Below are 25344 nucleotides of genomic sequence, written 5' to 3' on the forward strand. Positions count from 1 at the left end.
GCGGCAATTCGCCATGAGAATCACACGCAAAATATCCGAACTGATTGTTGCGCAGGCGCCACATTTTGCGCGCGAGGCTTGCCATGGGCCCAGAGCCTCGCCATTAGGCGCTTCGCGTCAGTTTGGAGGCCCTCCGCCGTGTCCAGCGATCCCAAATCCCAGGCGGCCCTGAAGACGGCCCTGACCGAGGCCGCCCGCCTGACCGACGCCGCGCTCGAAAGCCTTCTGCCCCTGCCCGCCGGCTACCATGCTCGGGCTCAGGAGGCGATGCGCTACGCCGTGTTCGCCGGCGGCAAGCGGCTGCGGCCCTTCCTGGTCCTGGCCTCCAGCGCCCTGTTCGACGTGCCGCAGGGGCGCGCCTTGCGGGTCGGCGCCGCGATCGAGGCCCTGCACACCTATTCCCTGGTGCATGACGACCTGCCCTGCATGGACGACGACGACCTGCGCCGCGGCCAGCCTACGACCCACAAGAAGTTCGACGAGGCCACCGCGGTCCTCGCGGGCGACGCGCTCTTGACCCTGGCCTTTGAGATCCTGGCCGATCCCGCCACCCACCCCTCGGCCGAGGTCCGTTGCCAGCTCGTGGCGCTCCTGGCCCGCGCCGGCGGCTCGGAAGGCATGATCGGCGGCCAGATGATGGACATCGACGCCCCGAACCAGAGCCACGGCCCGGACGAGGTGATCCTGCTGCAGCGGATGAAGACCGGCGCCCTGTTCGAATTCGCCTGCGAGGCCGGGGCGATCCTGGGCCAGCGCGGGCCCGAGGACCGCGAGCGCCTCAGGGGCTACGCCCGCGACTTCGGCCTCGCTTTCCAGATCACCGACGACCTGATCGACGAGACCAGCACCGCCGAGGCCGCCGGCAAGGCGGTGGGCAAGGACAAGGACCAGGGCAAGGCGACCCTGGTCTCGATCTATGGCGTCGACGGCGCACGCGACCAGGCCGAGGCCCTGGCCAGGTCGGCGCAAGACGCGGTGGCCATCTATGGCCCCGCCGCCGCCCCGCTGGAGGCCCTGCCGTGGTATCTGATCGGCCGCGAAAGCTGAGGGCGACTGGAACACTTTGAGCCTGATCGCCCCCGTCCTCGGCTGGCTCTGCCTCGCCCTCGGCCTCGTGGGCGCCCTCTACGCCCTGGTCGCCGCCGAGATGGTGGTCCGCTTCGCCCGCCGCCCGCCACCGCAGCCGGCATCGCCGCCGGTGTCGATCCTCAAGCCCCTCAGCGGCTCGGAACCCGGCCTCCAACAGGCCTTGGACAGCTTCTGCGGCCAGGCCTATGCCGGCCCGGTGCAGATCGTGTTCGGCCTGCAGGACCCCGCCGATCCGGCGCTGGAGGTCGTCCAGCGACTCCAGGCCGCCTACCCGGACCTCGACATCACGGTCGTCATCGACAACGCCGAGCACGGCGCCAACCGCAAGATCTCCAACGTCATCAACCTCGCCCGGGCGGCGAAGCACGACCTCCTCGTCCTCAGCGACAGCGACATGCTTGTCCCGCCGGACTATCTGGACCAGGTCACGGGCGCCCTGGCCGAGCCGGGCGTCGGCCTGGTCACCTGCCTCTATCGCGGCGCCCCCCGGCCCGGCCTGTGGCCCACCCTCGCGGCCATGGCCCTCAGCTACCAATTCCTGCCCAACGCCGCCCTCGGCGCCGGGTTCGGCCTCGCCGAGCCCAGCATGGGCTCGACCCTGGCCCTGACGCGCGAAACCCTGGCCCGAATCGGCGGCTTCGAAGCCTTCAGGGACCACTTGGCCGACGATTTCGAGATCGGCCGCGCCGTGCGCGCCCTGTCCCTGCGAATCGCACGACCGCCCTTGATCCTGGGCCATTCCAGCTATGAGCCGTCGCTGACCGCCCTGATGGGCCACGAGATTCGCTGGGGCCGCACCATCCGGCTCATCGAAGTCGCCGGCTATTTCGGCTCGATCGTCACCTACGCCATCCCCTGGGGCCTCATCGGCGCCACACTCTTACGTTTTTCACCCCTGTCTCTGGCCCTCGGGCTTGCGATCCTGCTATCTCGCCTCATTCTTAAGCGGCGCATCGATGCAGCGACCGGAGCCAGGGCTGGCGCCTTTTGGCTGTTGCCGCTACGAGACGCGCTGTCGTTCGTCGTGTTCCTGGTGAGCCTGACGGGCGCCTCGGTCTCTTGGCGGGGGCGTCGATATCGTGTGGGGCCGGACGGTGTCCTGGCGCCCCTCTAAGGAAGAAGAGTTGATGCGCACGCTTTTCATGCAGGCCCCCTCCTTCGACGGCTTCGATGGCGGCGCCGGCTCCCGCTACCAGGCCAAGCGGGAGATCAAGTCGTTCTGGTACCCGACCTGGCTGGCCCAGCCGGCCGCGCTGGTCGAGAACTCCAAGCTGGTCGACGCCCCGCCGCACAAGCAGACCCTGAACGACGTCCTGCCTATGGCCAAGGACCACGACCTTCTGGTTCTGCACACCTCGGTCCCCTCCTTCGCCTCGGACGTGAAGACCATCGAGGCGATGAAGGCGGTCAACCCGAACCTCAAGGCCGGCCTGATCGGGGCCAAGGTCGCGGTCGACGCCGAGGGCAGCATGCTCAAGGCGCCGGCGGTGGACTTCGTCGCCCGCAACGAGTTCGACTTCACCATCAAGGAAGTGGCCGACGGCGTTTCCTGGTCGGACATCAAGGGCCTGAGCTATCGCAACAGCCAGGGCGTGATCGTGCACAACGACGAACGCGCGATCCTGGAGGACATGGACAGCCTGCCCTTCGTCACCCCGGTCTATAAGCGCGACCTGGTGATGGAGAACTACTTCATCGGCTATCTGAAGCACCCCTACATCTCGATCTATACCGGCCGCGGCTGCAAATCGCGCTGCACCTTCTGCCTGTGGCCGCAGACCGTGGGCGGGCACCGCTATCGCACCCGCAGCGTCGGCCACGTGATCGAAGAGATCAAATGGGCGATGAAGGCGTTCCCGCAGACCAAGGAATTCTTCTTCGACGACGACACCTTCACGGACGACCTGCCGCGCGCCGAGGCCATCGCCAAGGAGCTGGGCAAGCTGGGCGTGACCTGGTCGTGCAACGCCAAGGCCAATGTGCCGCGCGAGACCCTGAAGAAGTTGAAGGACGGCGGCCTTCGCCTGCTGCTGGTCGGCTACGAGAGCGGCAACCAGCAGATCCTGCACAACATCAAGAAGGGCATGCGGGTCGAGGTGGCCGAGAAGTTCACCAAGGACTGCCACGAGCTGGGCATCGCCATCCACGGCACCTTCATCCTGGGCCTGCCGGGCGAGACCAAGGAGACCATTCAGGAAACCATTCGCTGGGCGGCCAAGATCAACCCGCACACCATCCAGGTCTCGCTGGCCGCGCCCTATCCGGGCACCTTCCTCTACAATCAGGCGACCCAGAATGGCTGGCTGGACGCGGAGAACGCCGAACTGGTCGACGACCATGGCATCCAGATCGCGCCGCTGCACTACCCGCACCTCAGCCACGACGAGATCTTCACCTCGGTCGAGACCTTCTACAAAAGCTTCTACTTCCGCGCCGGCAAGATTGGCTCGATCGTGGGCGAAATGGTCATGAGCCCGGACATGATGAAGCGCCGCCTGCGCGAAGGGGTCGAGTTCTTCGACTTCCTGCGCGAGCGCAAGAAGGCGGCGGCTTAGTTTCCTTCTCCCCTTGCGGGAGAAGGAGGGGCCCGCGGCAAAGCCGTGGGAGGATGAGGGGTCGCACCGGCTCATGCCGCTTCGCCCCTCGTTTCACTCATGGCGGACTAATGGCCCACCCCGACAAAGCTGAGACGACATGACCGAGGGGCCGGCGCGACCCCTCATCCTCCCATTCGCTGCGCGAACGGGCCCCTCCTTCCCCCGCAAGGGGGGAAGGGTTTGATGAAACACCTCGTCATCACCTCCGACGACTTCGGCGCCTCGCTGGAGGTGAACGAGGCGGTCGAGCAGGCGCACACCCAAGGCGCCCTGACCGCCGCCAGCCTGATGGTCGCCGCCCCCGGCGCTGCGGACGCTGTGGAGCGCGCCCGCCGCCTGCCGAATCTGGGCGTCGGCCTGCATGTGGTGCTGGTCGAGGGCAGGCCGGCCCTGCCGCCCGAGCAGGTCCCGGCTCTGGTGGACTCTACAGGCCATTTCCGCACCGACATGGTTGGGGCCGGGGTCAACCTGTTCTTCAACCCCGCCGCCAGAGCCCAGCTGCTGGCCGAGGTCACCGCCCAGTTCGAGGCCTTCGCCGCCACCGGCCTGCGCCTCGACCACGTCAACGCCCACAAGCACTTTCACCTGCACCCGACCATAGCCGGCGCCATCCTGAAGGTCGGCAAGAGGTTCGGCATGCGCGCCGCGCGCCTGCCGATCGAGCCGCGCGCGGTGCTGGCGAAGGTCGAGCCGGGCGCCTATCCGGCCAACACCGTGGTCGATCTGTGGGCCGGCCTCGCCCGCGACCGCTTCCGCCGGGCGGGCGTCCAGGTCCCGGACAGCGTGTTCGGCCTGGCCTGGTCCGGCGCCGTGACCGCCGAGCGGCTGGCCGGGATGATAGCCCACCTTCCCGAGGGCCTGAGCGAGATCTATCTGCATCCGGCGACCGGTTCCTACTCCGGCTCCGCACCTGGCTATCGCTACGCCGACGAGCTGGCGGCGCTGCTGTCCCCCGCGGCGATCGGCGCCGCGGCGGACGAGACAATCCGGCGCGGCCGCTTTATGGATTTCCTGGATTCCACCAGCCCTCGCGAGCCCGTCGCATGAAGCTCGGCGTCCTTATCGCCATCGTCCTCGGCCTGATCCTGGCGACGGCGGTCATCGGCTATTTCGGCGTGGGCCAGGTGCTGCATGCCCTGGCCGCCATCGGCTGGCACAGCTTCGCCGCTCTCCTGGCCTACTCCGTCCTGCCGATCCTGATCCTGGGCAGCGCCTGGTTCGTGCTAGCCGACCAGCCGCCGGCCAAGTTCGGCGTGTTCGTCTGGGCGCGAATGGTGCGCGACGCGGCGGCCGAGCATCTGCCGCTGTCGCAGTTCGGCGGCTTCGTCATCGGCGCCCGGGCGGCGATCCTGCACGGGGTCGGCGCCACCGAATCGTTCGCCACCACGGTCGTCGACGCCACCTGCGAGCTTCTGGCCCAGATCGCCTTCATCGGCATTGGCATCACCGTCCTGGTCATCCGGCTGGGGCACAAGTCGGCGCACGACGGTCTGGTCTGGGCCTCGGTCGTGGGCCTGGTGCTGCTGGCCGTGGGCGCCGGCGCCTTCATCGTGCTGCAGAGGAAGAGCGGCCGTCTCCTGGAAAAGCTGGCCGAGCGCTTCCTGCCCTCCTCGGTCGCCCACGCCTCGGCCGTGGCCCAGGCGATGAACGCCCTCTATGAGCGGCCGGGCCGCATCGCCGCCGCCTCGGCCCTGCACCTGGCCGCCTGGACCGCCAGCGCCACCGGCTCGTGGATCGCCCTGCGCCTCACGGGCGTCGAGCTGGGCCTGGCCGAGGTCCTGGCCATCGAGAGCCTCTTGGGCGCCGTGCGCAGCGCCGCCTTCGCCGCCCCCATGGCCATCGGCGTGCAGGAAGCTGGCTACGCCCTGGTCGGCCCCCTGTTCGGCCTGCAGCCCGACATGGCGCTCGCCCTCTCCCTGATCAAGCGCGCCCGCGACCTCGCCATCGGCCTGCCGGCCCTGCTGATCTGGCAGGGCTTCGAGGCCAAGAAGCTGATCGGCACGGCGCTGGAGGGGGCTTGAAAATCCGCTCATACCGGCGAATGCCGGGACCCAGATCGTAAAGCGCCAGGCCTGCAGATGTCCCTCATTGCTAGCGCCCCCAATCCTGCGCCATAGGATCTGGGTCCCGGCATTCGCCGGGATGAGCGGTTGAACAGCAGTAGCCCCATGAAAATCAACGGCGCCCCTACCCGCACCCTCTGGCCCGCCGCCGACGGCTCGGGCGATGTGGAGATCTTCGACCAGACCCTCCTGCCCCACCGGGTCGAGGTCGTGCGCCTGAAGACCCTCGACCACGCCGCCCGGGCCATCAAGGACATGCAGGTCCGCGGCGCGCCCCTGATCGGCGCCACCGCCGCCTATGGCCTGGCCCTGGTCACGCGCGGCGACCACACCAAGGCCGACCTGGAGGAGGCCGGCCGCACGCTGAAGGCCACCCGCCCCACCGCCGTCAACCTGGCCTGGGCGGTGGACCGCATGCTGGCCAAGGTGCTGCACGCCCCGCCTACCGACCGCCGCGAGATCGCCTATGCCGAGGCCGCCGCCATCTGCGACGAGGACGTGGAGACCTGCAGAGCCATCGGCCGCCATGGCTTGGCCCTGATCGAGGCGGCGCGCGAGAAGAAGGGCGGCGGGCGGGTCAACGTCCTGACCCATTGCAACGCCGGCTGGCTGGCCTGCGTCGACTGGGGCACGGCCATCGCCCCGATCTATGCGGCGCAACAGGCCGGGATCGACGTTCATGTCTGGGTCGACGAGACCCGGCCGCGCAACCAGGGCGCCAGCCTGACCGCCTTCGAGCTTGGCCAGCAGGGCGTGGCCCACACCATCATCGCCGACAACACCGGCGGCCACCTGATGCAGCACGGCCAGGTCGACCTCTGCATCGTCGGCACGGACCGCACCACCCGCACCGGCGACGTGGCCAACAAGATCGGCACCTATCTCAAGGCCCTGGCGGCCCAGGACAATGGCGTGCCCTTTTATGTCGCCCTGCCTGGCTCGACCATCGACTGGACCCTGACCGACGGGATCGCCCAAATCCCCATCGAACAGCGCGACCCTACCGAACTGACCCGCATCACCGGCCGCCTGCCGGACGGGAGCCTGGCCGCCGTCGACATCGCCGCCCCCGGCAGCCCCGCCGCTAACTACGGCTTCGACGTGACCCCGGCGCGGCTGGTGACGGGGTTGATCACCGAGCGGGGGGTGTGTGCGGCGAGTGAGGCGGGGTTGGTGGGGTTGTATCCGGAGCGGGGGCGGTGAGAGACTATGGCCGGGCAAGGTGACGCGCCAGAGAAGCTGATCATCCTGCACGCGACCCATTGGAAGACATACGATGATCTCTACGGCGCGTTGCTGAAGGCACTCGGCGCTCCCGAGTGGCACGGCCACAGCATCAATGCCTGCGTGGACTCGATCGTCTACGGCGACATGAACGCTGTCGAACCGCCTTTCACGGTGCGGATCATCGGATTTTCACGTTTATCGAGCGACCTCAGAAGCGAGATCGAACTGCTGAAGTCGGAGACCGGTCGCCCAGTCGCCGACGTCCTCTGGGAATTTGTTCTGTAGCCACCCCTACCGCGCGTGCATCCCCCCATCGATCACCAGCTCCGTCCCCGTCACGTAGCGGCTCTCGTCCGAGGCCAGGTAGAGGACCCCGTTGGCGATGTCGGCCGGGAAGCCCTTGACGCCCAGGGGGGTGGCCATGGCCGAGACGGCGTCGAGGTCGATGCGGTTGGCGCCCGTGCCCATGGCGGCCGTGGTGGCCGAGATGCCGTCCCAGATCGGGGTCTCGATGATGCCGGGGTGCACGGAATTGACCCGCACCCCGTCCCTCAGGCCTGCGCATTCCAGGGCCACGGCCTTACTGAACAGCCGCACCGCGCCCTTGGTGGCGCAATAGGCGGCCAGGTTCGGCGCCCCGTTCAGCCCCGCCAGCGAGGAGATGTTGATGATCGAGCCGCCGCCGCCGCGGCGCATCAGCGGCAGGGCGTGCTTGGTGCCTAAGAACACCCCCTCGACATTGATCGCCTGCTGCTTGCGCCAGTCCTCCAGGGTCATCTCGGTGATCGGCCCGCCGATGCCGATGCCGGCGTTGTTGACCAGGATGTCCAGGCGGCCGAACTGCTCGTCGACGGCGGCGATGGTGTCGCGCCAGACGTCCTCGCTGGTCACGTTCTGCTCGCGGAACACGGCCTGGCCGCCGGCGGCCTTGATGCCGTCCACCACCTCCAGGCCCATCGGGACCTGCACGTCGGTGACCACCACGATCGCGCCCTCGGCCGCCAGCACCTCGGCGCAGCCGCGCCCGATGCCGCTGGCTCCGCCCGTGACCAAGGCGACCTTGCCGCTGACCCGACCCATGGTTTCGCTCCCGTTTCGCTCGGCCGGACGAGGCTCCGGCTCGGATTGGTTATCGGCGGTCACCTAAGCTGATTGGGCGGGGGTTGGCTACCTCTTTTCCGCTCATCCCCGCGAAGGCGGGGACCCAGGGGCCGCGTCCACAAGCTGGTGGATGAATCTGGATCCCCGCCTTCGCGGGGATGAGCGGCTGAAGTTACTCCGCCAAAATCCCCGCCAGCACGTCCAGGTCCACGTTGCCGCCGCTGAGCACTGCCACGGCCTTGGTCAGGTCGCCGCCGCGCTTGAGCGCGCCCGCCGTCGAGACCGCCCCGCTGGGCTCGGCCAGAAGCTTGGCGCCGGTGGCGATCAGGCGCATGGCGGCCTTGATCTCGGCTTCGGTGACCGTGACGATCTCGTCGACATAGGTCCTGATATGCGGCCAGGTCAGGTCGCCCACCTGCTGCACCCGCAGGCCGTCGGCGATGGTGCGGGCGGTCTCCTCGGCGGTCAGGCCGACGATGTGGCCGGCCTTGAACGACTGCCAGGCGTCGTTGGCCAGTTCCGGCTCGACCCCGATCACCTTGACCCCCGGCCGGGCTTGCTTGATCGCCGCCGAGACCCCGCCCAACAGGCCGCCGCCGGAAACGGGGGTATAGACCACCAGGGCGTCGGGCGCTTGATCCAGGATCTCCAGGCCGATGGTCCCGGTCCCCTGCATGATGGTCAGAAGATCGTAGGGCGGGACTAGGGCGTAGCCGTGCTCGGCCTGGATCGCCTTGGCGTGCAGCATCCGCTCGTGGCTGGAGCCGCCCACTGTGATCACCTCGGCGCCCCAGCGGCGGGTGCCCTCCAGCTTGGCCTTGGGGGCGTTGTTGGGCATGACGATGACGGCCTTAACGCCCAGCCGGTTGGCGGCATAGGAGACGGCCTGGGCGTGGTTGCCGCTGGAAAAGGCGATCACGCCGCGGGCGCGCTCCTCGTCGCTCAGCGACAGGATGGCGTTGAAGGCGCCCCGGATCTTGAACGCCCCGATCGGGTGCAGGCTCTCGGCCTTCAGCCGCAGGCCCTCCGGCGTGATGGCGACCAGCGGGGTCGGGTTCACATAGGGCGCGATGCGGGTCCGGGCGGCCTCGAAGTCGGCCAGGGGGATCAGGGTCTCGGTCATGGGACTGCTCTGTTGAACTCGGACTGGATTCCCCCCAACCCGCTCATCCCGGCGAATGCCGGGACCCAGATCGTATGGCGCCTATTTGGCAAGGTGTTCAGGACAACCGGCTCGGCCGGCGCTTTGTGATCTGGGTCCCGGCATTCGCCGGGATGAGCGGATTTCAGGGGGATGGTTTCATAGGTGGATCTGAAGGTTAGAGGGCATTTCGCCGCCGGGCGTCGACGGGCCAGAGCTCTATCCGGCCGTCCTCGTCGGCCACATAGAGAGCGTCGTAGAGATTGACCGTCGGGTCGCAGTGGCCGGGCTGCAGCCAGACCACGTCGCCGGACCGGGGCGCATCGGCGGGCCAGGGAAAGGCCGGGTCGGCGTCGAGGGCGCCGATCGGGTCGGGCCCGCCGGCCGCCTTCATCGCCTCCGGCGCCGAGGGATGGAAGATCGCGCCATGCTCGTCGCCCATGGAGCGCCAGCGCGATCCCGGGGCGGCGCCGGCGAGGACACGCGCGGCGGGGCCGTCGACGCTGAAGGCCTTGAGGCCCGCATCGATGCTGACGTGGGTCTTGTGCCGCGCCGAGACCACGCTGGCGGCCACGAACAGGGCCGGGCGGAACGGCCATTCGCCCCCGTCCGGCGCGCCGCAGTCGCCGTATTCCACGTCCATGAAGGCGTAGGAGCCGGCCTGGATCTCGTTGAACACGCCCGACGCCAGGTCGGTGACATAGGTCCCGGTGCCCCCGCCGGTGACGATGCCGGGCGCGAGCCCCGCCTCGGTCAGCTCGGTCACGACCGCCTTCAGCCGGACGAGCGCCGCCTCGTCCGCCGCGCGCCGCTGGGCGATGTCGGGCAGGTGCTGCAGGTGGCCGAGATAGGCCTGGATGCCCGCGAAGCTGAGGCCCGGCGCCGCGCTCGCCGCCCGCGCCAGGGCCACAGCCTGATCCGGCGCCGCGCCGGCGCGGTGCAGGCCGAGGTCGAGGTCGATCACCACCCGGATGGTTATGCCCGCCGCGACCGCCGCCGCGGACAGCCGCTCGATCTGGCCCGCGTCGTCGGCGACGCAGGCGATGTCCGTCCCGCCCTTGGCCAGGGTCGCCAGCCGCGCCGGTCCCCAGGGCGGAATGGGCGCGGTGACCAGCAGGTCCTTGATTCCCGCCGCGGCGTAGGTCTCGGCCTCGCCCACCGTCTGGCAGCACAGGCCCTTGGCCCCCAGATCGACCTGCAGCCGGCCGAGGGTCGAGCACTTGTGCATCTTGCCGTGGGCGCGCAGGGCCACGCCGGCGGCGTCGCAAAAGCCCTGCATCGCCTTCAGATTGGCCAGCAGCGCCTCGCGCCGCACAACCAGGGCCGGGGTCATGGGCGGGCGGGCGAGGGTGAAGAAGTCGTCGGCCATGCTTCAGCCCCCCTCGGCCGGGGTGACGTGGAAATGGCCGTGCAGGTTGGCGATCGGCTTGGCCCGCGCCTCCTGCCAGGCCTCGACATAGACGTTGGCCACGCGGCGACCGACGCGCTTGATTTCGGCCCGGGCATAGGTCTCCACCGGCCGGCCGCTGCGCAGATAGCCGATGGTGATGTCGATCGGCTTGGGCTGGCGGGCCAGACCCTCGCTGAGCGACAGCTGGGCCAGGGCGGTCATCTCCATCAAGGCCCCCAGCACCCCGCCGTGCAGGGCCGGCAGGGTGACGTTGCCGATCAGGCGCGGGGCGTAGGGCAGGATCACCGTCATTTCGTCCCCGGCCAGCTCGGCGCGCAGGCCGAGGAAGCGGGCATAGGGGATGCGGGCCAGGGTGGCGCGCAAACGTTCGGCAGCCTCCTCGCTCATGCCGGGTCTCCCGCCTTCTGCGCATAGACCGGCGGCAGGCCGGTCAGCATGAAGGCCGCCTGGGCCGTCGCCACCGGATCCTCCAGATCACGGTCGTAGGCGGTGGCGCGGACGAAGGCGATCGAGTGGGTGATGCGGTAGCAGTGGGCGCGGGCGAAAATGTCCAGGCCCGGCTCGGCCGCTCGCATGTAGTCGATGCGCAGGTCCAGGGTCGCGATGCCCTGGGGTGCGCCCAGGGCCGCCATCACCGACTGGCCGCAGGCGTGGTCCAGTAGGGTGGTGACCACTCCGCCGGCGATCACCCCGGTGTCGGGGTCGCCGATCAGGTCGGGGCCGTAGGGAACCGTCAGGACGGCGACGTCGGGCTCGAGAGCTATGGTGGTCATGCCCAGCGCCACGGCCTGGGGACATTCCCGGGACATGCGCTCGGCCACGGCTTGCAGGATTTCTGGCGATGCGGACATGGCTCAGTTAGAGCGCCCCGGCGGCTCAGGCGCAACCGAAGGATTGTCACCCCGCCCCGCCGAATTGTCCCTCCGGCCTAGCGCGCCTTGTAGGCCTGTTCGACCGCAGCCTTCAGATCGCCGCGCACGTTGCGATGCGCGATGCTGAGCCCCACCAGCACCACCCGGTCCGAACGCAGCATGCGCGGCTCCAGCCGATAGCCGATGTCATAGACGGCCTTGTCGATGCGGGTGTCGCCGTCGGCCAGATAGGTGGTGGTGACCCCAACAGGCAGGCGGCGATCGCCCGCGTCACCGCCCCCCTTGCCCGCCGCCTTGCGCAGGCCCTCTTCGAACCAGCTGGCCTCGATGCGGGCCGAGCCGGCGGTCTCGACCGGCTGAGCCCGGATTTCAGTCGGGAAGATGAACTGCTGGCTCTGGATCGGCTGGTCGGCGTGGACCGGCGTCAGGCGGATGCGCTCCCCGTTCGCGTCGGCGGCCGCCACCAGCACGAAGGCGGGGGCGATCGCCGCGCGCTGGTCGGCGGCCTGGCGCGCCTGGTCGGTCGCCTTGCGCTCCTGGTGGCTGTCCCAGAAATTGAGGATGGCGATGATCACCGCGATCACCCCCACCACCTCGCTGACCCGGATCCACGTCCACCAGGATTTGCGGCCGGAAGAGGCGTTTTCGCTCACGGTCGGTCTCGGGTCTCGCATCAGGCGCTGCAGCTCTCATCTAGCGCGCCGCGCGCCGCCTCGCCAGGGTTGAACAGGAGCGTTGAACCGGAGATTGACAAGCCGGGATTGACGCCCAATCTCAGCACAGCGGGGCTAGGATTTGTGAGGTCACCATGTCCGTGTTCAAAGGCGTCCTGCCGGCCGGGCTGATCGCCGCCGGCGCCCTGGTTTTCGGCGGCGCTGCGATGGCCGACGCGCCCGCGGCCCCGGCCCAGCCGTCGAACCATCTCGACAAGTGCTTCTACATCCGCGACTGGCAGAACTGGACCGCGGCCAGCGACCGGAACGACGTGATGTACCTGCGCGTGCGCACCCACGACGTCTACAAGATCGAGCTCAGCGGCGGCACCAATCTGCTGCACTGGCCCGATGTGCACATCGTCAACGAGGTCCGGGGACCGGACAGCGTCTGCTATCCCATCGACCTCGACATGTCGGTGTCGGACGGCCATGGCTTCCGCGAGCACCTGTTCGTCAAGTCGATCGCCAAGCTGTCGCCGGAAGAGGTCGCCGCCATCCCCAAGAAGGACCGGCCGTAGGGCGAAGCGCGACGGTTCATCTCGGCGCTTGGCTGACGTAGGGTCCGGCGGTCGACAAGGGGCGCTCCCGCCCCTCGCCCTCGGACCCGCGCCACCACGATGAAGCTCGCCGGCCTCAAGGTTCTCGATCTGTCGATGTTCCTGCCGGGGCCGATGGTCACGCTGATGCTGGCCGACCACGGCGCCGACGTGATCAAGATCGAGCCGATGGGCGCCGGCGAGCCGACCCGCGAGATCGGCGAGGTCAAGAACGGCCTTTCCGTCTATTTCCGCAACACCCAGCGCGGCAAGCGCTCGATCCAGCTGAACCTGAAGGACGAGGACCAGCGCGCCCTGTTTCTGCGCCTGGCGGCCGAGGCCGACGTGATCGTCGAGGCCTACCGGCCCGGCGTCGCCGACCGGCTGGGCGTGGGCTATGCGGCGGTCAGCGCGATCAATCCGGCGATCGTCTATGCTTCGCTGAGCGCCTTCGGCCAGGAAGGGCGGCACAGGGACAACCCCGCCCACGACCTCGCCGTGCAGGCCCTGGCCGGGACCCTGCCCCTGGGCGCCGACAGCGCCGGCCGGCCGGTGATGCCGGGCGCCCTGATCGCCGACGCCTTCTCTTCGCTGACGGCGCTCTCCGGCATCCTGATGGCGCTCTATCGGCGCGCCACGACCGGCCGGGGCGATTTCGTGGACATCTCGATGTTCGACAGCGTGATCGCCTGGACCCCGCATGCCACCGGCCCGGTGTTCGCCAGGGGCGAGGCGCCGGAGCTGATGCGCTCGCGCTTCTGGGGCGGGGCGGCCATGTACGGTCTCTACCAGACCCTGGACGAACGCTGGATCGCCCTGGGCGGCTCGGAGATCAAGTTCGCCGAGAACCTCCTGGCCAAGCTCGGGCGCCTCGATCTGCTGCCCCTCGCGCGCCAGCCGCCCGGCGATGGCCAGGAGCCGCTGCGCGCTTTCTTCCGCCAGACCTTCGCCACCAAAACGCAAGCCCACTGGGTAGAGTGGTTCGAGGGCCTGGACGTCTGTTTCGCACCCGTGCGCACCCTGGCCGAGGCCTTCGCCGACCCCTTCCTGGCCGAGCGTGGAATGCTGAGCCACGACGCGGACGGCTCAGAGGTGATCGGAACCCCGATCCGCTTCCGCAACGAGCCCGGTGCGCCGAACCCCAGGGCGCCGCAAATGAACGAGCACGCCGAGGAGATCGCCCGCCACGGCTGGGCGCGCGGCCGAGAGGACTGAAGATGAGCACCACCGAAGACGAACTGACCGCAATCCGCGATTCCGTCGCCGCCCTCTGCGCCCGCTTCCCCGGCGAGTATTGGCGCGAACTGGATCGCGAGCGCGCCTACCCCACCGCCTTCGTCAGGGCCATGACCGAGGAAGGCTTCCTGGGCGCCCTGATCCCCGAAGAATACGGCGGCAGCGGCCTTGGCCTCAGAGCAGCCACCGCGATCCTGCAAGAAGTGCACAAGTCCGGCTGCAACGCCGGCGCCTGTCACGCCCAGATGTACACCATGGGCACCATTCTCAAGCACGGCACGGCTGAGCAGAAGGACCGCTGGCTGCCCGGCATCGCCTCGGGCGCGATCCGCCTGCAGGCCTTCGGCGTCACCGAGCCGACCTCGGGCTCCGAGACCTTGGCCCTCTCCACCACCGCCGTGCGCGACGGCGACCGCTATGTCGTCAATGGCCAGAAGATCTGGACCAGCCGGGCCGAGCACTCCGACTTCATGATCCTGTTGGCCCGCACGACCCCGAAGGACCAGGTGGCCAAGAAGGGCGACGGACTTTCGGTGTTCATGCTCGACATGAGTGCTGCGCTCAAGGCCGGGACCCTGACCATCCGCCCGATCCGCACCATGATGAACCACTCGACCACCGAGGTGTTCTTCGACGGCGTCGAGGTCTCGGCCGACAACCTGATCGGCGAGGAAGGCAAGGGTTTCAAATACATCCTCGACGGCATGAACGCCGAGCGGACCCTGATCGCCGCCGAGTGCCTGGGCGATGCGCAATGGTTCATCGACAAGGCCAGCAAGTACGTCACCGACCGCAAGGTGTTCGGCCGCCCGATCGGCGCCAACCAGGGGGTCCAGTTCCCGATCGCCCGCGCCTACGCCCAGTACCGCGCCGCCGCCCTGATGGTCGAGCGCGCCGCCGAACGCTTCGACGCCGGCCTGACCGCAGGCGAGGAAGCCAATATCGCCAAGATGCTGGCTTCCGAGGCCTCCTGGGCCGCCGCCGAGGCGTGCGTCCAGGCGCACGGCGGCTTCGCCTTCGCCGAGGAGTTCGACATCGAACGCAAGTTCCGCGAAACGCGCCTCTACCAGGTGGCCCCGATCTCGACCAACCTGGTGCTGGCGTTTCTAGCCCAGAATGCGCTGGGGATGCCGCGGTCGTACTAGCCACCCCCAGCACCGCAGGTCCTCATGCTGAGGCGCCCGCGACAGCGGGCCTCGAAGCACGCAACCGGTCCGCCGCCGCGTGCTTCGAGGCCCATCGCTTGCGCGCCGGGCGGCATGAGGAAAGGGGTGGCTCTCCGATTAGTCCCTACGGCTTCAAAAACTTCGCCAAATCCGGCTGCCCCGTCCCCGCCGTCGCGCCGCCGTCGGCGATCATGATCGCGCCGGTGACGTAGGAAGCGTCGTCCGAGGCCAGGAAGGCGACCACCTTGGCCATCTCCTCCGGCGTGCCGGCGCGGCCCATGGGGATGCCTTCCAGCCACACGTCCAGCACCCCGGACATCTGCTTGGCCACCGCGGTCAGGGGCGTGTCGATCAGGCCGGGGCAGAGGGCGTTGACCCTGATTCCCTCGCGGGCATGGTCGATGGCGAGCGCCCGGGTGTAGTTGATCACCGCCCCCTTGGCCGCGTTGTAGGCGGTGAAGCCGTAGTCGCCGGCAAGGCCCGAGATCGAGGCGGTGTTGACGATCACCCCGCCCCCGGCCGCGCGCATCAAGGGGATCGCCGCGCGGCAGGCGTAGAACACCGAGCTGAGATCGACCGCGATCACCTTCTCCCAGACCTCGGGGTCCAGGTCCGGGGTCTTGCCGAAACAGCCGATGCCAGCGTTGTTGAACAGGATGTCCAGCCGACCGTAGCGGTCGTGGGAATCCTTGACCGCGGCCTCGAGCGCCACGCGATCGCTGACGTCGCAGCGGATGAAGTGAGTGCGCCCCTCGTCCAGTTCGTCGGTCAGGGCGTGGCCCAGGCCTTCGTTCATGTCCACGACCACCACCTTGGCGCCCTCGGCGGCGAACAGGCGCACGGTGGCGGCCCCGATGCCCGAGGCGCCGCCGGTGACCACCGCGACCTTGTCCTGAAAACGCATGGCTGGGCCCTTCCTCAGCGGGATTTGCTTGTGAACGCCGCTATGCGGTCGGCCATGTCCGGGCCGACGCCTTCGCCGCGATAGACCTCGTGCGCCAGGCCGGCCGCCAGCGGCAGGCCGTCGGTGCGGGTGACCAGGCGCTTGTTGGCCCGGTGGCTGAACCAGGAATTGGCCAGGATCTGGCGGGCCAGGGCCTCGAGTTCGACCTCGAAGGCCTCGTCGGGCACACAGAAATTGGCCAGGCCCATGGCCAACGCCTCCTGTCCCGAATAGGTGCGGCAGGTGAACATCATCTCGCGCGCCTTGTAGGTCCCGACCCGGCGCGGAAGGCGTTGGCTGAGGCCCCAGACCGGGGTCAGGGCCCAGCGGGCGTGGGTGTCGCCGAACTTGGCCCCCTCGGCGGCGAAGATCAGGTCGCCAGCCAGGGCCAGCTCCAGGGCGCCGGTGTAGCAATGGCCGTGCACGGCGCTGATCACCGGCTGGGGCAGGCCCGCCAGCCGCTCGATGATATCGGCCTGGAAGTTGCGCCTCGGCAGCTTCTCGCCGGTGGCGATGTCGCCGAGGTCGTGACCGGCGGAGAAGCAGCGCCCGGCGCCGCGCACCACCACCAGGCCGATGTGGTCGGTCTCGCCCTCCAGGGCGGCGACATGGGCCTCCAGGGCGGCGAACAGCTCGACGTTCAGCGCGTTCAGCTTGTCCGGCCGATTCAGGGTCAGGACCGCAAGCCCGTCCCTGTCCTCACGCAGCACCAGATCGCTCATCCCACCTCCCCGCGGCCCTCTAGAAGGTGACCGGCAGTTCCTTGATCCCGTTGATGAAGTTCGACCGCAGCCGCCTGGGCGGCCCAGCCGGCTTGAGGTTCGGCAGGCGGGCGAACAGCTCTTCATAGGCCACGCGCAGCTGCAGTTCGGCCAGGCGCTGGCCCAGGCACACATGCTCGCCGAAGCCGAAGCCCAGGTGCTTGGGCGCACCGGGTTTGGCCGTACGGCCGATGTCGAAGCGGAAAGGCTCGTCGAACACCGCCTCGTCACGATTGGCCGAGGGGTACCACATGACCACCTTGTCGCCTTGGCGGATCAGCTGGCCGCCGATCTCGACGTCCCGCATGGCGGTGCGGCGCATGTGCAGCACCGGGCTGACCCAGCGCACGATCTCCTGCGCCATGTGCGGCAAGAGGCTGGGGTCGGCCACGGCCCGCTCGCGCTGCTCCGGGTTCTCATCCAGCGCGATCAGCCCGCCGGAGATCGAGTTGCGGGTGGTCTCATTGCCCGCCACCACCAGCAGGATGAAGGTCGAGAGGTAGCGGGGAATGCTCATCTCGGTCCCCTCCTGGGCTGCCTTGACCAGCATGGAGATCAGGTCGCCCCCGGCGCTCTCGGCGCGCAGCTGCCACAGGCCCATGGAATAGCCGGCCATCTGCTGGATGCAGGCCTGCATGTATTCCGGGCTCGCACGGCACTCAGGGTCGTCCTCGCCGACCACGGCGTTCGACCATTCGAACAGCTTGTCGCCGTCGGCCTCGGAGACGCCGAACAGCTCGGCCAGGGTCTGGATGGCGTAAGGGGCGGAAAAGCCGGAGACGAAGTCGATCGGGCCGCCCTCGCGCGCCTTCCTGGCGATCATGGCCCCGATCAGGTTGACCGCGCGGGCGCGGATGCCCGCCTCCATGTCTCTGAGGCGCGGCGGGGTGAAGCCGCCCATGACCATGCGCCGGTAGTCGACATGCCGCGGCGGGTCCATCGAGATCATCGAGGCCTCAATGTCCTGGGCCGGGAATTCGTTTTCGTTGAAGATCCGGTGCCCGCCGCTCTCTCGCGCCGAGGAGAAGGTCGCCGGATCGGTGGACGCGGCCACCACGTCGGCGTGCCGCGTCAGGGCCCAGAAGCCGGCCCCGCCGTCGGTCTCGGGGTTCCAGTAGACCGGCTGATTGGCGCGCAGCCAGGTGAAGGTCTCATGGGGCACTCCCGGCACATAGAGGTCCGGATCCTTCAGATCGATCGGCTTCAACGAGCCATGAGCCTGGGCCGTCATCCGCGGCGCCTCCCTATGTTTTTGCGAGACTAGGCTCCCGGCGCAGGCGGTGACAATTGCGCCGCAACGGAAAGCGCACCGATTTGAGCGAGCGCTTGCGGCGGCCGCCCTGCCGGGTCGATGATCGCCTGAAACGACAAGGCCGGAGACGCCCCATGTTCGCCGAGACCCGCTTCGACACCATCGCCTGCGACGCGCCCGCCGCCGGAGTCGCCCGCATCACCCTGAACCGTCCTCAGGCGATGAACGCCTACACCTTCCAGATGTGCCGCGAGCTTTCGGCCGCCATCGCCCTGTTCGCCGACGATGACGACCTGAAGGTGCTGATCCTGACCGGCGCCGGCGAGCGCGCCTTCTGCACCGGCGGCGACATCTCCGGCGCCGACCCCGAGCATTCGCGCCATGTCGCCACCTCGCCCATGGGCCACGGGCGCGAGATGCGCGACGGCATGCAGGCGGTGGTGCTGGCCCTGCGCCGCCTGGACAAGCCGAGCTTGGCGGTGATCCGCGGCTATGCCGTGGCGGGGGGCCTGGCTCTCGCCCTAGCCTGCGACTTCCGCTTCGCCGGCGAGACTGCCCGGCTGGGCGACACCAGCAACAAGGCGGGCCTGTTGCCCGACGAGGGCGGCGCCTGGCTGTTTCCCCGCGCCATGGGCCTGGACAAGGCCCTGCGCATGAGCCTGCTGCATGAGATCTACGACGCCGAGCGGGCAGAGCGGCTGGGCCTGGTCACCGAGGTCTTCCCCGACGCCGAGCTGGAAGCCCAGGCCCTGGCCTTTTGCGGACATCTGGCCCTGAAGGCGCCCCTGGCCGTGCGCCTGACCAAGATGATGATGGCCAAGGCCATGGAGACCAGCCTGGAAGCCTCCCTGGTCGACGCCCAGATGGCGGTGATGGTCACCAATCCCAGCGAAGACGTGCGCGAAGGCGTCGCCGCGTTCCGGGAAAAGCGGGCGCCGCGGTTCAAGGGGCGCTGAAAGCCTCGAATTTCGTCAGAGCTCCGAGAAGTCCGGACCTGAAAGACGCAGACCATTGATCGGCGAACGCCGACAGACTAGGGGGTAGCCGCCCTTCGCTTCACGTTACGGAAAGCCGCCACGCATGACCGCCCTGCAAACCTCCCTCGGCGAGAGCCGCAGCGGCGTCAGGCTTCTGGGACGGCTCCTGGGCGACGTGATCCGCGAGCAGGAGGGGCAACAAGTCTTCAGCCTGATCGAGGACATTCGCCAACGCTCGGTGGGCGAGCACCGCCAGGGCGAGGCCGACCCTGAGCTGGAGAACATCCTGCACGGCATGACCCTGGACCAGGCGCGCCTGTTGATCCGCGGCTTCGCCATCTTCTCCCAGCTGGCCAATATCGCCGACGACCACAATTCCCGCCGCCAGACCAGCCTGACCGACCCGTTCGCCGAGCTGGGCGCCAGCCGCGCCGTCACCGCCGACGAGGCGATCGGCTTCTTGAACCGCGCCGTCCTGACCCCCGTCCTTACCGCCCACCCCACCGAGGTGCGCCGCAAGAGCATTCTCGACCGCGAACTGGCCATAGCCGAGTTGCTGCAGCAGACCGACGGTCGCATGCGCTCCACCGACCGCGCCGACGTGGAAGCGGACCTGAAGCGCGAGATCCGCACCCTGTGGCAGACCCGGATGCTGCGCCAGGTGCGGCTGAACGTGACCGACGAGATCGAGAACGCCCTCTCGATCTTCCGCCTGACCTTCCTTAAGCAGCTGCCGCTCTTGAAGCGCCGCCTGGCCCGGCTCCTGGGCGCAACGGGGCCGCTGGCGCCCTGCGTCCAGGTCGGCTCCTGGGTCGGCGGCGACCGCGACGGCAACCCCTTCGTCAACGCCGACACCCTGACCTTCGCCGTCACCCACCAGGGCGAGCTGATCCTGGACCACCTCCTGGAAGAACTGCACGCCCTGGGCTCGGAGCTGTCGCTGTCGGCCGACTTCGCCACCATCAGCGCCGACCTCGCCGACCTCGCCAAGGCCAGCGGCGACCACAACGACAACCGCGACGACGAGCCTTACCGCCGCGCCCTGGTCGGCTGCTACGCGCGCCTGGCGGCGACGCGGACGGCGGTGCTGGGCCGCGCGCCGGCGAGGTCATCGAGCCTACCGGCCAGGCCCTATTCAGCGCCGGCCGAACTGATGGGCGACCTGGACGTGGTCGCCCGCTCGCTCAGCCTGGGCGGCGGCGCCGACCTGGCCCAGGGGCGGCTGGCGGACTTGCGTGAGGCGGTGGCCAGCTTCGGCTTCCACCTGGCCGTGATGGACCTGCGCCAGAATTCCGACGTGCACGAGCGCGTGGTGGCCGAGCTCCTGGGCAAGGCCGGCGTCACCGCCGACTATGCCGCCCTGCCCGAGGCGCAGCGCGTCGCCCTGCTGGCGCAGGAGTTGGCCAGCCCGCGCATGCTGCGCTCGCCCTACGGCGCCTATTCCGAGGAGACCGCCAAGGAACTGGGCGTGGTCGACGCCGCGGCCGCTCTGCGCGCCCGCTTCGGCGAGGGCGCCATCGCCAACTATGTGATCTCCAAGGCCGCCAGCGTCTCGGACATGCTGGAGGTGGCGATCCTCCTGAAGGAAGCCGGCCTCTACCGTCCGGGCGATCCGCCGACCTGCGGCCTTCGCATCGTGCCCCTGTTCGAGACCATCGAGGACCTGAGGTCCGGCGCCGCCATCATGGCCGCCTATTTCGACCTGCCGCTGGTCCGCGCCATGCTGGCCGGCCAGGGCGACCTGCAAGAGGTGATGATCGGCTATTCCGACAGCAACAAGGACGGCGGCTACGTCACCTCCAACTGGGAGATCCGGACCGCCATCAACAGCCTGTCGGCCCTCTTCGCCCAACGGGGCATCGGCCTTCGCACCTTCCACGGCCGGGGCGGCGCGGTGGGCCGCGGCGGGGGCCCCAGCTTCGAGGCCATCCAGGCCCTGCCGCCCGCGGCGCTTGACCGCGGCATCCGCATCACCGAACAGGGCGAGGTAGTGGCTTCCAAATACGGCCACCCCCTGGCCGGCCTGCTCAGCCTGGAGACCATCGTCGCCGGCGCCCTGCTCGGCCGCTACGCCGACCACCCGGACGCCGCCGACGGCGCCCAGGCCGAACTGCTCTCGGCGCTCAGCGCCAAGGCCTTCGCCGCCTATCGCGACCTGGTCTATGAGACCCCGGGCTTCGAGACCTATTTCCGCCAGTCGACCCCCCTTGTCGAGATCGCCGACCTGAAGATCGGCAGCCGCCCCGCCTCACGCACGGCCTCGACGCGGATCGAGGACCTGCGGGCTATCCCCTGGGTGTTCTCCTGGTCGCAATCGCGGGTGATGCTGCCGGGCTGGTTCGGCTTCGGCTCTGCGGTGCAGGCGGTCAGCGCGGAGGATCCGGCCGCCCTGGACAAGCTGCGCGCCCTCTACGCCGCCTCGCCCTTTTTCCGCTCGGTGGTCGCCAATCTGGAAATGGTCATGGCCAAGTCCAGCCTGCCGATCGCCGCGCGCTACGCCGCCCTGGTCGAGGACCAGGCCCTGGCCGGCCGGGTATTCGCCCGCATCAGCGAGGAGTGGCGGCGAACCCGCGAGGCGGTGCTGAGCCTTACCGGCGAGGCCGACCTGTTGGACCACAACCCGCGCCTGGCCCAGTCGATCAAGGTGCGCCTGCCCTATATCGATCCCTTGAACGTGCTGCAGGTCGAGCTCTTGCGCCGCCACCGGGCGGGCGAGGTCGAGGACGGGCTGCGCCGCGGTATCCACATGTCGATCAACGGCGTGTCGGCGGGCCTGCGCAACAGCGGCTGAGCGCCAGACTCAGGCCGTGATGTCGACCGCGTGCGCCGCGGCGGCTTCGCCGGCGGAGGCTTGCGGCGCGAACGGCAGTTGCACGATCACTCGGCCGGTGTCCTTCTCCACGATCATGAACACCCCGCCAGCCGCCGAGGCGGTGGGGACGTAGACGGCCTGCAGATGCTGCCCCGTCACCGTGAATGGGGGGGCGGCGGCGTGATGGCCCTCGGTGGTGATGGACGAGATCGTCATGGTTCATATAACACCGTTCGCTGCGCTATTCAGCGCGCAAAGGCTTAATCATGTCTTTAAGTAGGCATGATCGGCAAAAATAATCGCGGAAGTAGGTGTTCTCAGGACCGAACGGGCGGGCTCAGCCCGCGGCGGCCACCGCATGGTGGGCTTGGCCGGACACGGCGCGGGCGATGGCTTCGATCAGAGCCTCGGCGCGGATCGGCTTGGACAAGTGCTCGTCGGCCCCGGCCGCCAGGCTGGCGCGGACGTGCTCGTCCAGGGCGTTGGCGGTCAGCATGATCACCGGGGTTCGCGGCTGGCCGGTCTCGCGCTCCAGAGCACGCAAGGCCTCGGTGGCGGAAAGCCCGTCCATTTCCGGCATCTGCATGTCCATCAGGACGAGGTCGAAGCGCTGGCTTTCCAGGCGGCGCATGGCCTGCAGCCCGTTTTCGACGATCACCAGATCGACCCCGAACATGTCGAGGACCACCTGGATGACCTTCTGATTTGTGGGATGATCCTCGGCCAGAAGGATGCGCCGGCCCGCGAGGCTGACCTCCTCCTCGGCCGCCTCGTCGGTCTCGACCGGCGCCGGCAGGCTGCGGGCCAGGGGCAGCACCACCTCGAAGGTGGAGCCCTCGCCCGGCGCGGACACGACGTCTATGCGGCCGCCCATCAGCTCGGCCAGGGAGCGGCTGATGGCAAGGCCCAGGCCGGTGCCGCCGAAACGCCGGCGGATCGAGGTGTCGGCCTGCTCGAAGCGTCGGAACAGCCGCGCGCGCACGCTCTCGTCGAAGCCGATGCCGGTGTCGGCGACAAGGAAACGCAGGCCTTCGCCGCAGGCCGCGACGCTGAGAGCCACCGAGCCGCGTTCGGTAAACTTCACCGCATTGCTGAGCAGGTTGGACAGCACCTGAGTAAGGCGCACGGAATCGCCGCCGTAGTAGCCCGAGACGCCGGGATCGACGCTCCAGCGGAAGTCGAGCCCCTTGGCCTCGGCGGCGGCGCGATGAAGCTCGGCGATGCGCGCGACCACGTCGTCCAGCGAGAACACTTCTTCGGCCAGAGCGATCTCGCCGGCCTCGATCTTGGAGAAATCGAGGATGTCGGTCAGCACCTGCTCCAGGAGCCGCCCGGAGGAGACGATCAACTCAGCCAGCTCCCGGTCGCGCAGCGTACGCTGGCTCTTGGCCAGGGTCTCGGAGATCGCGATCACGCCGTTCAGCGGGGTGCGCAACTCGTGGCTCATATTGGCCAGGAAGCGCGACTTTTCCGCATTGGCCCGCTCCAGGGCGGAGGTTCGCTCGCGCACCCGCTCCTCCAGCGACGCCAGCACCGCCTCGACCTTGCCGCGCTCCTCGCGCAGGGCCCGGGCCAGCACCCCAATCTCGTCCTGACGGCGTTCGACCGCGCGCACCTCGGGCCGGTCACGATCGGCCGCGTCGGAGGCGGCCGAACTCGCCGCCAGGGTCTCGAGGGGACCCACGATGGCCATGCGGGCCTGGCGCACCACGAGCAGGGTTTGGAAGGCGGCCGCGATCAGGCCGATCAGCAGCACCCACGAGGCCGACCAGGCCGCCGAGGTGGTCACCGCCGACTTGGGATAGATTTCCAGCAGGTACCAGTTCGGTCCCGACAGCCGCCCATAGGCCACGATCTGACCGCCGTCAGGACTGGTGATCACCCCGGTCTTGCGCCCGTCCCGATGGATCGCCGCGGCGATCGCCTTCAGCTTCAGCGCCTTTTCGTAAGCAGCGACCTCCTCCGGAGACGCGGCGCCTTCGCTGGCGAAGCGAGGCGAGGCGATCACCTGGCCGTCGTCCATCACCACCAGGCTGGTGGCGCCGGGCAAGCCGTTCTTGACCGCGTCGCGGAAGAAACCGGAGAGGTCGATGGAAGAGCCGAACGAGCCGACATAGCGCCCATGCAGATAGACCGGCGTCAGGCAGGCCGAGGCCAGGCGCTCGCCGTGGGTGTCCTGGATTAGCCGCTGCAGGGTGGTGCAGCGCGTGAGTTGGTCCGGGTCCTCGGCCGGGCTGGTCAGGGTGGCCATCTGCTCGTGGCTGACGTCCAGGTTCGGCGGGGCGTCGTGGCGATAGAACATCAGCCGGTCCGGCCGGTCCGGGCCGAATACGACCAGCCGCGTTCCGGGCGTGAAGAAATAGAAGTTGTCGTAGGTGTCGTGGGCGGCGCGGCCAAAGTCCGACACCAGTTCGAAGGCGGCGGCCATGGCGCGGCGCTCGTCGTCCGTCATGGCGTCGGGATGGCCCAGGTAGGCCCCCATGCCGTAGGTATATTCGCCGGCGGCGTTCATCGAGCCGTCGAACAAGGGGGCCGGGCTGCGCCGTGTGCCGTCGCCAAAGCGCGGATAGTAGGTCTCGATCAGCCGGTCGAGTTCGGCGAGAGAAAGGCGGCCGACCCGCTGGCCGAGCTCGCGCGCCGCTTCGTGCTGCAGGCCTGACAAGGTGGTGAAGCGCTTGTCGACGTTGCTGCTGCGCTCGCGCACATAGTCGCTGAGAAAGCTGAGCTGTCGGGCGGAAAGCTCATGCTGGAACACCGCGAACGCGCCCACGGAGCCGAGCACGGTGACGACCAAGGCCGTCAGCCCTACTCCGATCAGAAATCTGCGCGACAGAGATTGCATCAGGCCTTTGAAACTAGCGGGCCATTCGCAACTAAAAGCCGACCAAGCGAGCTTGGCCGTTTGCGGCGCATTGACGCACGACCGTTTCCGCCTAGGAAAGCGGGGTCGTCACAAGGTCCCCCTGGTCCGTTCGGCCAAGGGGTGCGAAAAGGCGGCGCTGGCCGACCGATCGCCCATCCCTGCGGCGGCCCTCGAAGCGTTTCGGATGGGCGAGCGTATCCTAAGAGGAACGGAGCGAACTGGTGAGCCAAGTGATCGAAAAGCCCTGGGCCCTGATGCGCCACCATGCGGGGTGGGCGGATGTGTTCCGCGTCGAGAGCGAAACCGCCGATGCGGTGACCGGCTTCTATCCGGATCGCGAAACGGTAGGCCCGCCAGTGACCTATTCGGTCCGCGCGGTGTTGGCCCGCTTCACCACCTTCGAAGGCGCCCACGGTGCGCGCGAAGGCGGCGTGGCGGAGTGGCGCAAGCATGATGCGGCGGTGCGCGAGGCCGAGGCCAGGCTGAAGGAAGCCGAAAAGATCCGCGAAGCCGCCTGGACCGACTTCCTGAAGGCGCAGGGCGAGCAATCCTGACCAGCGCCCTGCCGTAAAGGCATTGGG

At 68.8% G+C, this 25344-nt stretch carries 24 protein-coding genes; 13 read left to right on the forward strand and 11 right to left on the reverse strand.

Going from position 1 to position 25344, the window contains the following annotated elements:
- The first annotated feature begins 138 nt into the window (after positions 1-138).
- The 7 genes from KCG34_RS08840 (at position 139) to KCG34_RS08870 (ending at position 7261) form a co-directional block, all read left to right on the forward strand.
- Positions 139-1047 (forward strand): polyprenyl synthetase family protein, encoded by a 909-nt coding sequence (locus KCG34_RS08840; RefSeq protein ID WP_211940003.1) that lies wholly within the window; start codon positions 139-141, stop codon positions 1045-1047.
- A gap of 16 nt (positions 1048-1063) precedes the next feature.
- Positions 1064-2203, forward strand: a complete 1140-nt coding sequence (gene hpnI, locus KCG34_RS08845; RefSeq protein WP_211940004.1) for a bacteriohopanetetrol glucosamine biosynthesis glycosyltransferase HpnI — start codon at positions 1064-1066, stop codon at positions 2201-2203.
- 13 nt (positions 2204-2216) lie between these two features.
- Complete coding sequence (hpnJ, locus tag KCG34_RS08850; RefSeq protein WP_211940005.1) at positions 2217-3644, forward strand: hopanoid biosynthesis associated radical SAM protein HpnJ; 1428 nt, start codon at positions 2217-2219, stop codon at positions 3642-3644.
- Between the two features lie 225 nt (positions 3645-3869).
- Positions 3870-4733, forward strand: coding sequence for a hopanoid biosynthesis-associated protein HpnK (hpnK, locus tag KCG34_RS08855; protein ID WP_211940006.1), 864 nt, complete (start codon positions 3870-3872; stop codon positions 4731-4733).
- Complete coding sequence (locus KCG34_RS08860) at positions 4730-5707, forward strand: lysylphosphatidylglycerol synthase domain-containing protein (RefSeq protein WP_211940007.1); 978 nt, start codon at positions 4730-4732, stop codon at positions 5705-5707. Before hpnK ends, KCG34_RS08860 begins: the two co-directional genes overlap by 4 nt.
- 147 nt (positions 5708-5854) lie before the next feature.
- Positions 5855-6952: an S-methyl-5-thioribose-1-phosphate isomerase gene (gene mtnA, locus KCG34_RS08865; RefSeq protein ID WP_211940008.1), complete on the forward strand. Its 1098-nt coding sequence runs from the start codon at positions 5855-5857 to the stop codon at positions 6950-6952.
- 6 nt (positions 6953-6958) lie between these two features.
- Positions 6959-7261 (forward strand): barstar family protein, encoded by a 303-nt coding sequence (locus KCG34_RS08870; RefSeq protein ID WP_211940009.1) that lies wholly within the window; start codon positions 6959-6961, stop codon positions 7259-7261.
- A 6-nt stretch (positions 7262-7267) separates the two neighbouring features.
- On the opposite strand, the gene KCG34_RS08875 is transcribed toward KCG34_RS08870, so the two are convergent.
- The 6 genes from KCG34_RS08875 to KCG34_RS08900 form a co-directional block, all read right to left on the reverse strand.
- Positions 7268-8056 carry an SDR family NAD(P)-dependent oxidoreductase gene (locus KCG34_RS08875; RefSeq protein ID WP_211940010.1) on the reverse strand — a complete coding sequence of 263 codons (789 nt, stop codon included), beginning with the start codon at positions 8054-8056 and terminating at the stop codon, positions 7268-7270.
- 193 nt (positions 8057-8249) lie between these two features.
- Positions 8250-9200 (reverse strand): threonine ammonia-lyase, encoded by a 951-nt coding sequence (locus tag KCG34_RS08880; protein ID WP_211940011.1) that lies wholly within the window; start codon positions 9198-9200, stop codon positions 8250-8252.
- A gap of 196 nt (positions 9201-9396) precedes the next feature.
- Positions 9397-10587, reverse strand: a complete 1191-nt coding sequence (locus KCG34_RS08885) for an alanine racemase (protein WP_211940012.1) — start codon at positions 10585-10587, stop codon at positions 9397-9399.
- A 3-nt stretch (positions 10588-10590) separates the two neighbouring features.
- Complete coding sequence (locus tag KCG34_RS08890; protein ID WP_211940013.1) at positions 10591-11016, reverse strand: PaaI family thioesterase; 426 nt, start codon at positions 11014-11016, stop codon at positions 10591-10593.
- Positions 11013-11480, reverse strand: a complete 468-nt coding sequence (locus tag KCG34_RS08895; protein ID WP_211940014.1) for a PaaI family thioesterase — start codon at positions 11478-11480, stop codon at positions 11013-11015. The genes KCG34_RS08890 and KCG34_RS08895 overlap by 4 nt, the downstream gene beginning before the upstream one ends.
- A gap of 77 nt (positions 11481-11557) precedes the next feature.
- Entirely contained in the window at positions 11558-12154 is a 597-nt protein-coding gene (locus tag KCG34_RS08900; RefSeq protein ID WP_211940015.1) for a hypothetical protein, read from the reverse strand.
- Between the two features lie 155 nt (positions 12155-12309).
- On the opposite strand from KCG34_RS08900, the gene KCG34_RS08905 reads away from it, so the two are divergent.
- The 3 genes from KCG34_RS08905 to KCG34_RS08915 all read left to right on the forward strand — a co-directional run bounded on the left by KCG34_RS08905 (position 12310) and on the right by KCG34_RS08915 (position 15134).
- The gene (locus KCG34_RS08905; RefSeq protein ID WP_211940016.1) at positions 12310-12735 is read left to right on the forward strand and encodes a hypothetical protein; all 426 of its coding nucleotides are present in this window, start codon (positions 12310-12312) and stop codon (positions 12733-12735) included.
- Positions 12736-12834: 99 nt separating this feature from the next.
- The gene (locus KCG34_RS08910; protein ID WP_211940017.1) at positions 12835-13968 is read left to right on the forward strand and encodes a CaiB/BaiF CoA transferase family protein; all 1134 of its coding nucleotides are present in this window, start codon (positions 12835-12837) and stop codon (positions 13966-13968) included.
- A gap of 2 nt (positions 13969-13970) precedes the next feature.
- Positions 13971-15134, forward strand: coding sequence for an acyl-CoA dehydrogenase family protein (locus KCG34_RS08915; protein ID WP_211940018.1), 1164 nt, complete (start codon positions 13971-13973; stop codon positions 15132-15134).
- Between the two features lie 145 nt (positions 15135-15279).
- Here KCG34_RS08915 and budC read toward each other — a convergent pair whose 3' ends face one another.
- The 3 genes from budC to KCG34_RS08930 are packed head-to-tail and all read right to left on the reverse strand — an operon-like array spanning position 15280 to position 18090.
- On the reverse strand, positions 15280-16059 hold the full coding sequence (gene budC / locus KCG34_RS08920) for a meso-2,3-butanediol dehydrogenase (protein ID WP_211940019.1): 780 nt from the start codon (positions 16057-16059) through the stop codon (positions 15280-15282).
- 14 nt (positions 16060-16073) lie between these two features.
- The gene (locus tag KCG34_RS08925) at positions 16074-16820 is read right to left on the reverse strand and encodes an enoyl-CoA hydratase/isomerase family protein (RefSeq protein WP_211940020.1); all 747 of its coding nucleotides are present in this window, start codon (positions 16818-16820) and stop codon (positions 16074-16076) included.
- 19 nt (positions 16821-16839) lie between these two features.
- Positions 16840-18090 (reverse strand): cytochrome P450, encoded by a 1251-nt coding sequence (locus KCG34_RS08930; protein ID WP_211940021.1) that lies wholly within the window; start codon positions 18088-18090, stop codon positions 16840-16842.
- Positions 18091-18245: 155 nt separating this feature from the next.
- Between KCG34_RS08930 and KCG34_RS08935 the strand changes: the two genes are divergently transcribed.
- On the forward strand, positions 18246-19067 hold the full coding sequence (locus KCG34_RS08935; RefSeq protein ID WP_211940022.1) for an enoyl-CoA hydratase/isomerase family protein: 822 nt from the start codon (positions 18246-18248) through the stop codon (positions 19065-19067).
- Positions 19068-19191: 124 nt separating this feature from the next.
- Positions 19192-21879, forward strand: a complete 2688-nt coding sequence (ppc, locus tag KCG34_RS08940) for a phosphoenolpyruvate carboxylase (RefSeq protein WP_211940023.1) — start codon at positions 19192-19194, stop codon at positions 21877-21879.
- 9 nt (positions 21880-21888) lie between these two features.
- Here ppc and KCG34_RS08945 read toward each other — a convergent pair whose 3' ends face one another.
- Together KCG34_RS08945 and KCG34_RS08950 are read right to left on the reverse strand one after the other, a co-directional pair.
- Positions 21889-22116, reverse strand: a complete 228-nt coding sequence (locus KCG34_RS08945; protein WP_211940024.1) for a hypothetical protein — start codon at positions 22114-22116, stop codon at positions 21889-21891.
- 121 nt (positions 22117-22237) lie between these two features.
- Entirely contained in the window at positions 22238-24742 is a 2505-nt protein-coding gene (locus tag KCG34_RS08950) for an ATP-binding protein (protein WP_249138271.1), read from the reverse strand.
- 242 nt (positions 24743-24984) lie between these two features.
- On the opposite strand from KCG34_RS08950, the gene KCG34_RS08955 reads away from it, so the two are divergent.
- Positions 24985-25317, forward strand: coding sequence for a hypothetical protein (locus KCG34_RS08955; protein WP_211940025.1), 333 nt, complete (start codon positions 24985-24987; stop codon positions 25315-25317).
- The last annotated feature ends 27 nt before the right edge of the window (positions 25318-25344 follow it).

This window comes from Phenylobacterium montanum (genome assembly GCF_018135625.1).
Lineage (GTDB): Bacteria > Pseudomonadota > Alphaproteobacteria > Caulobacterales > Caulobacteraceae > Poindextera > Poindextera montana.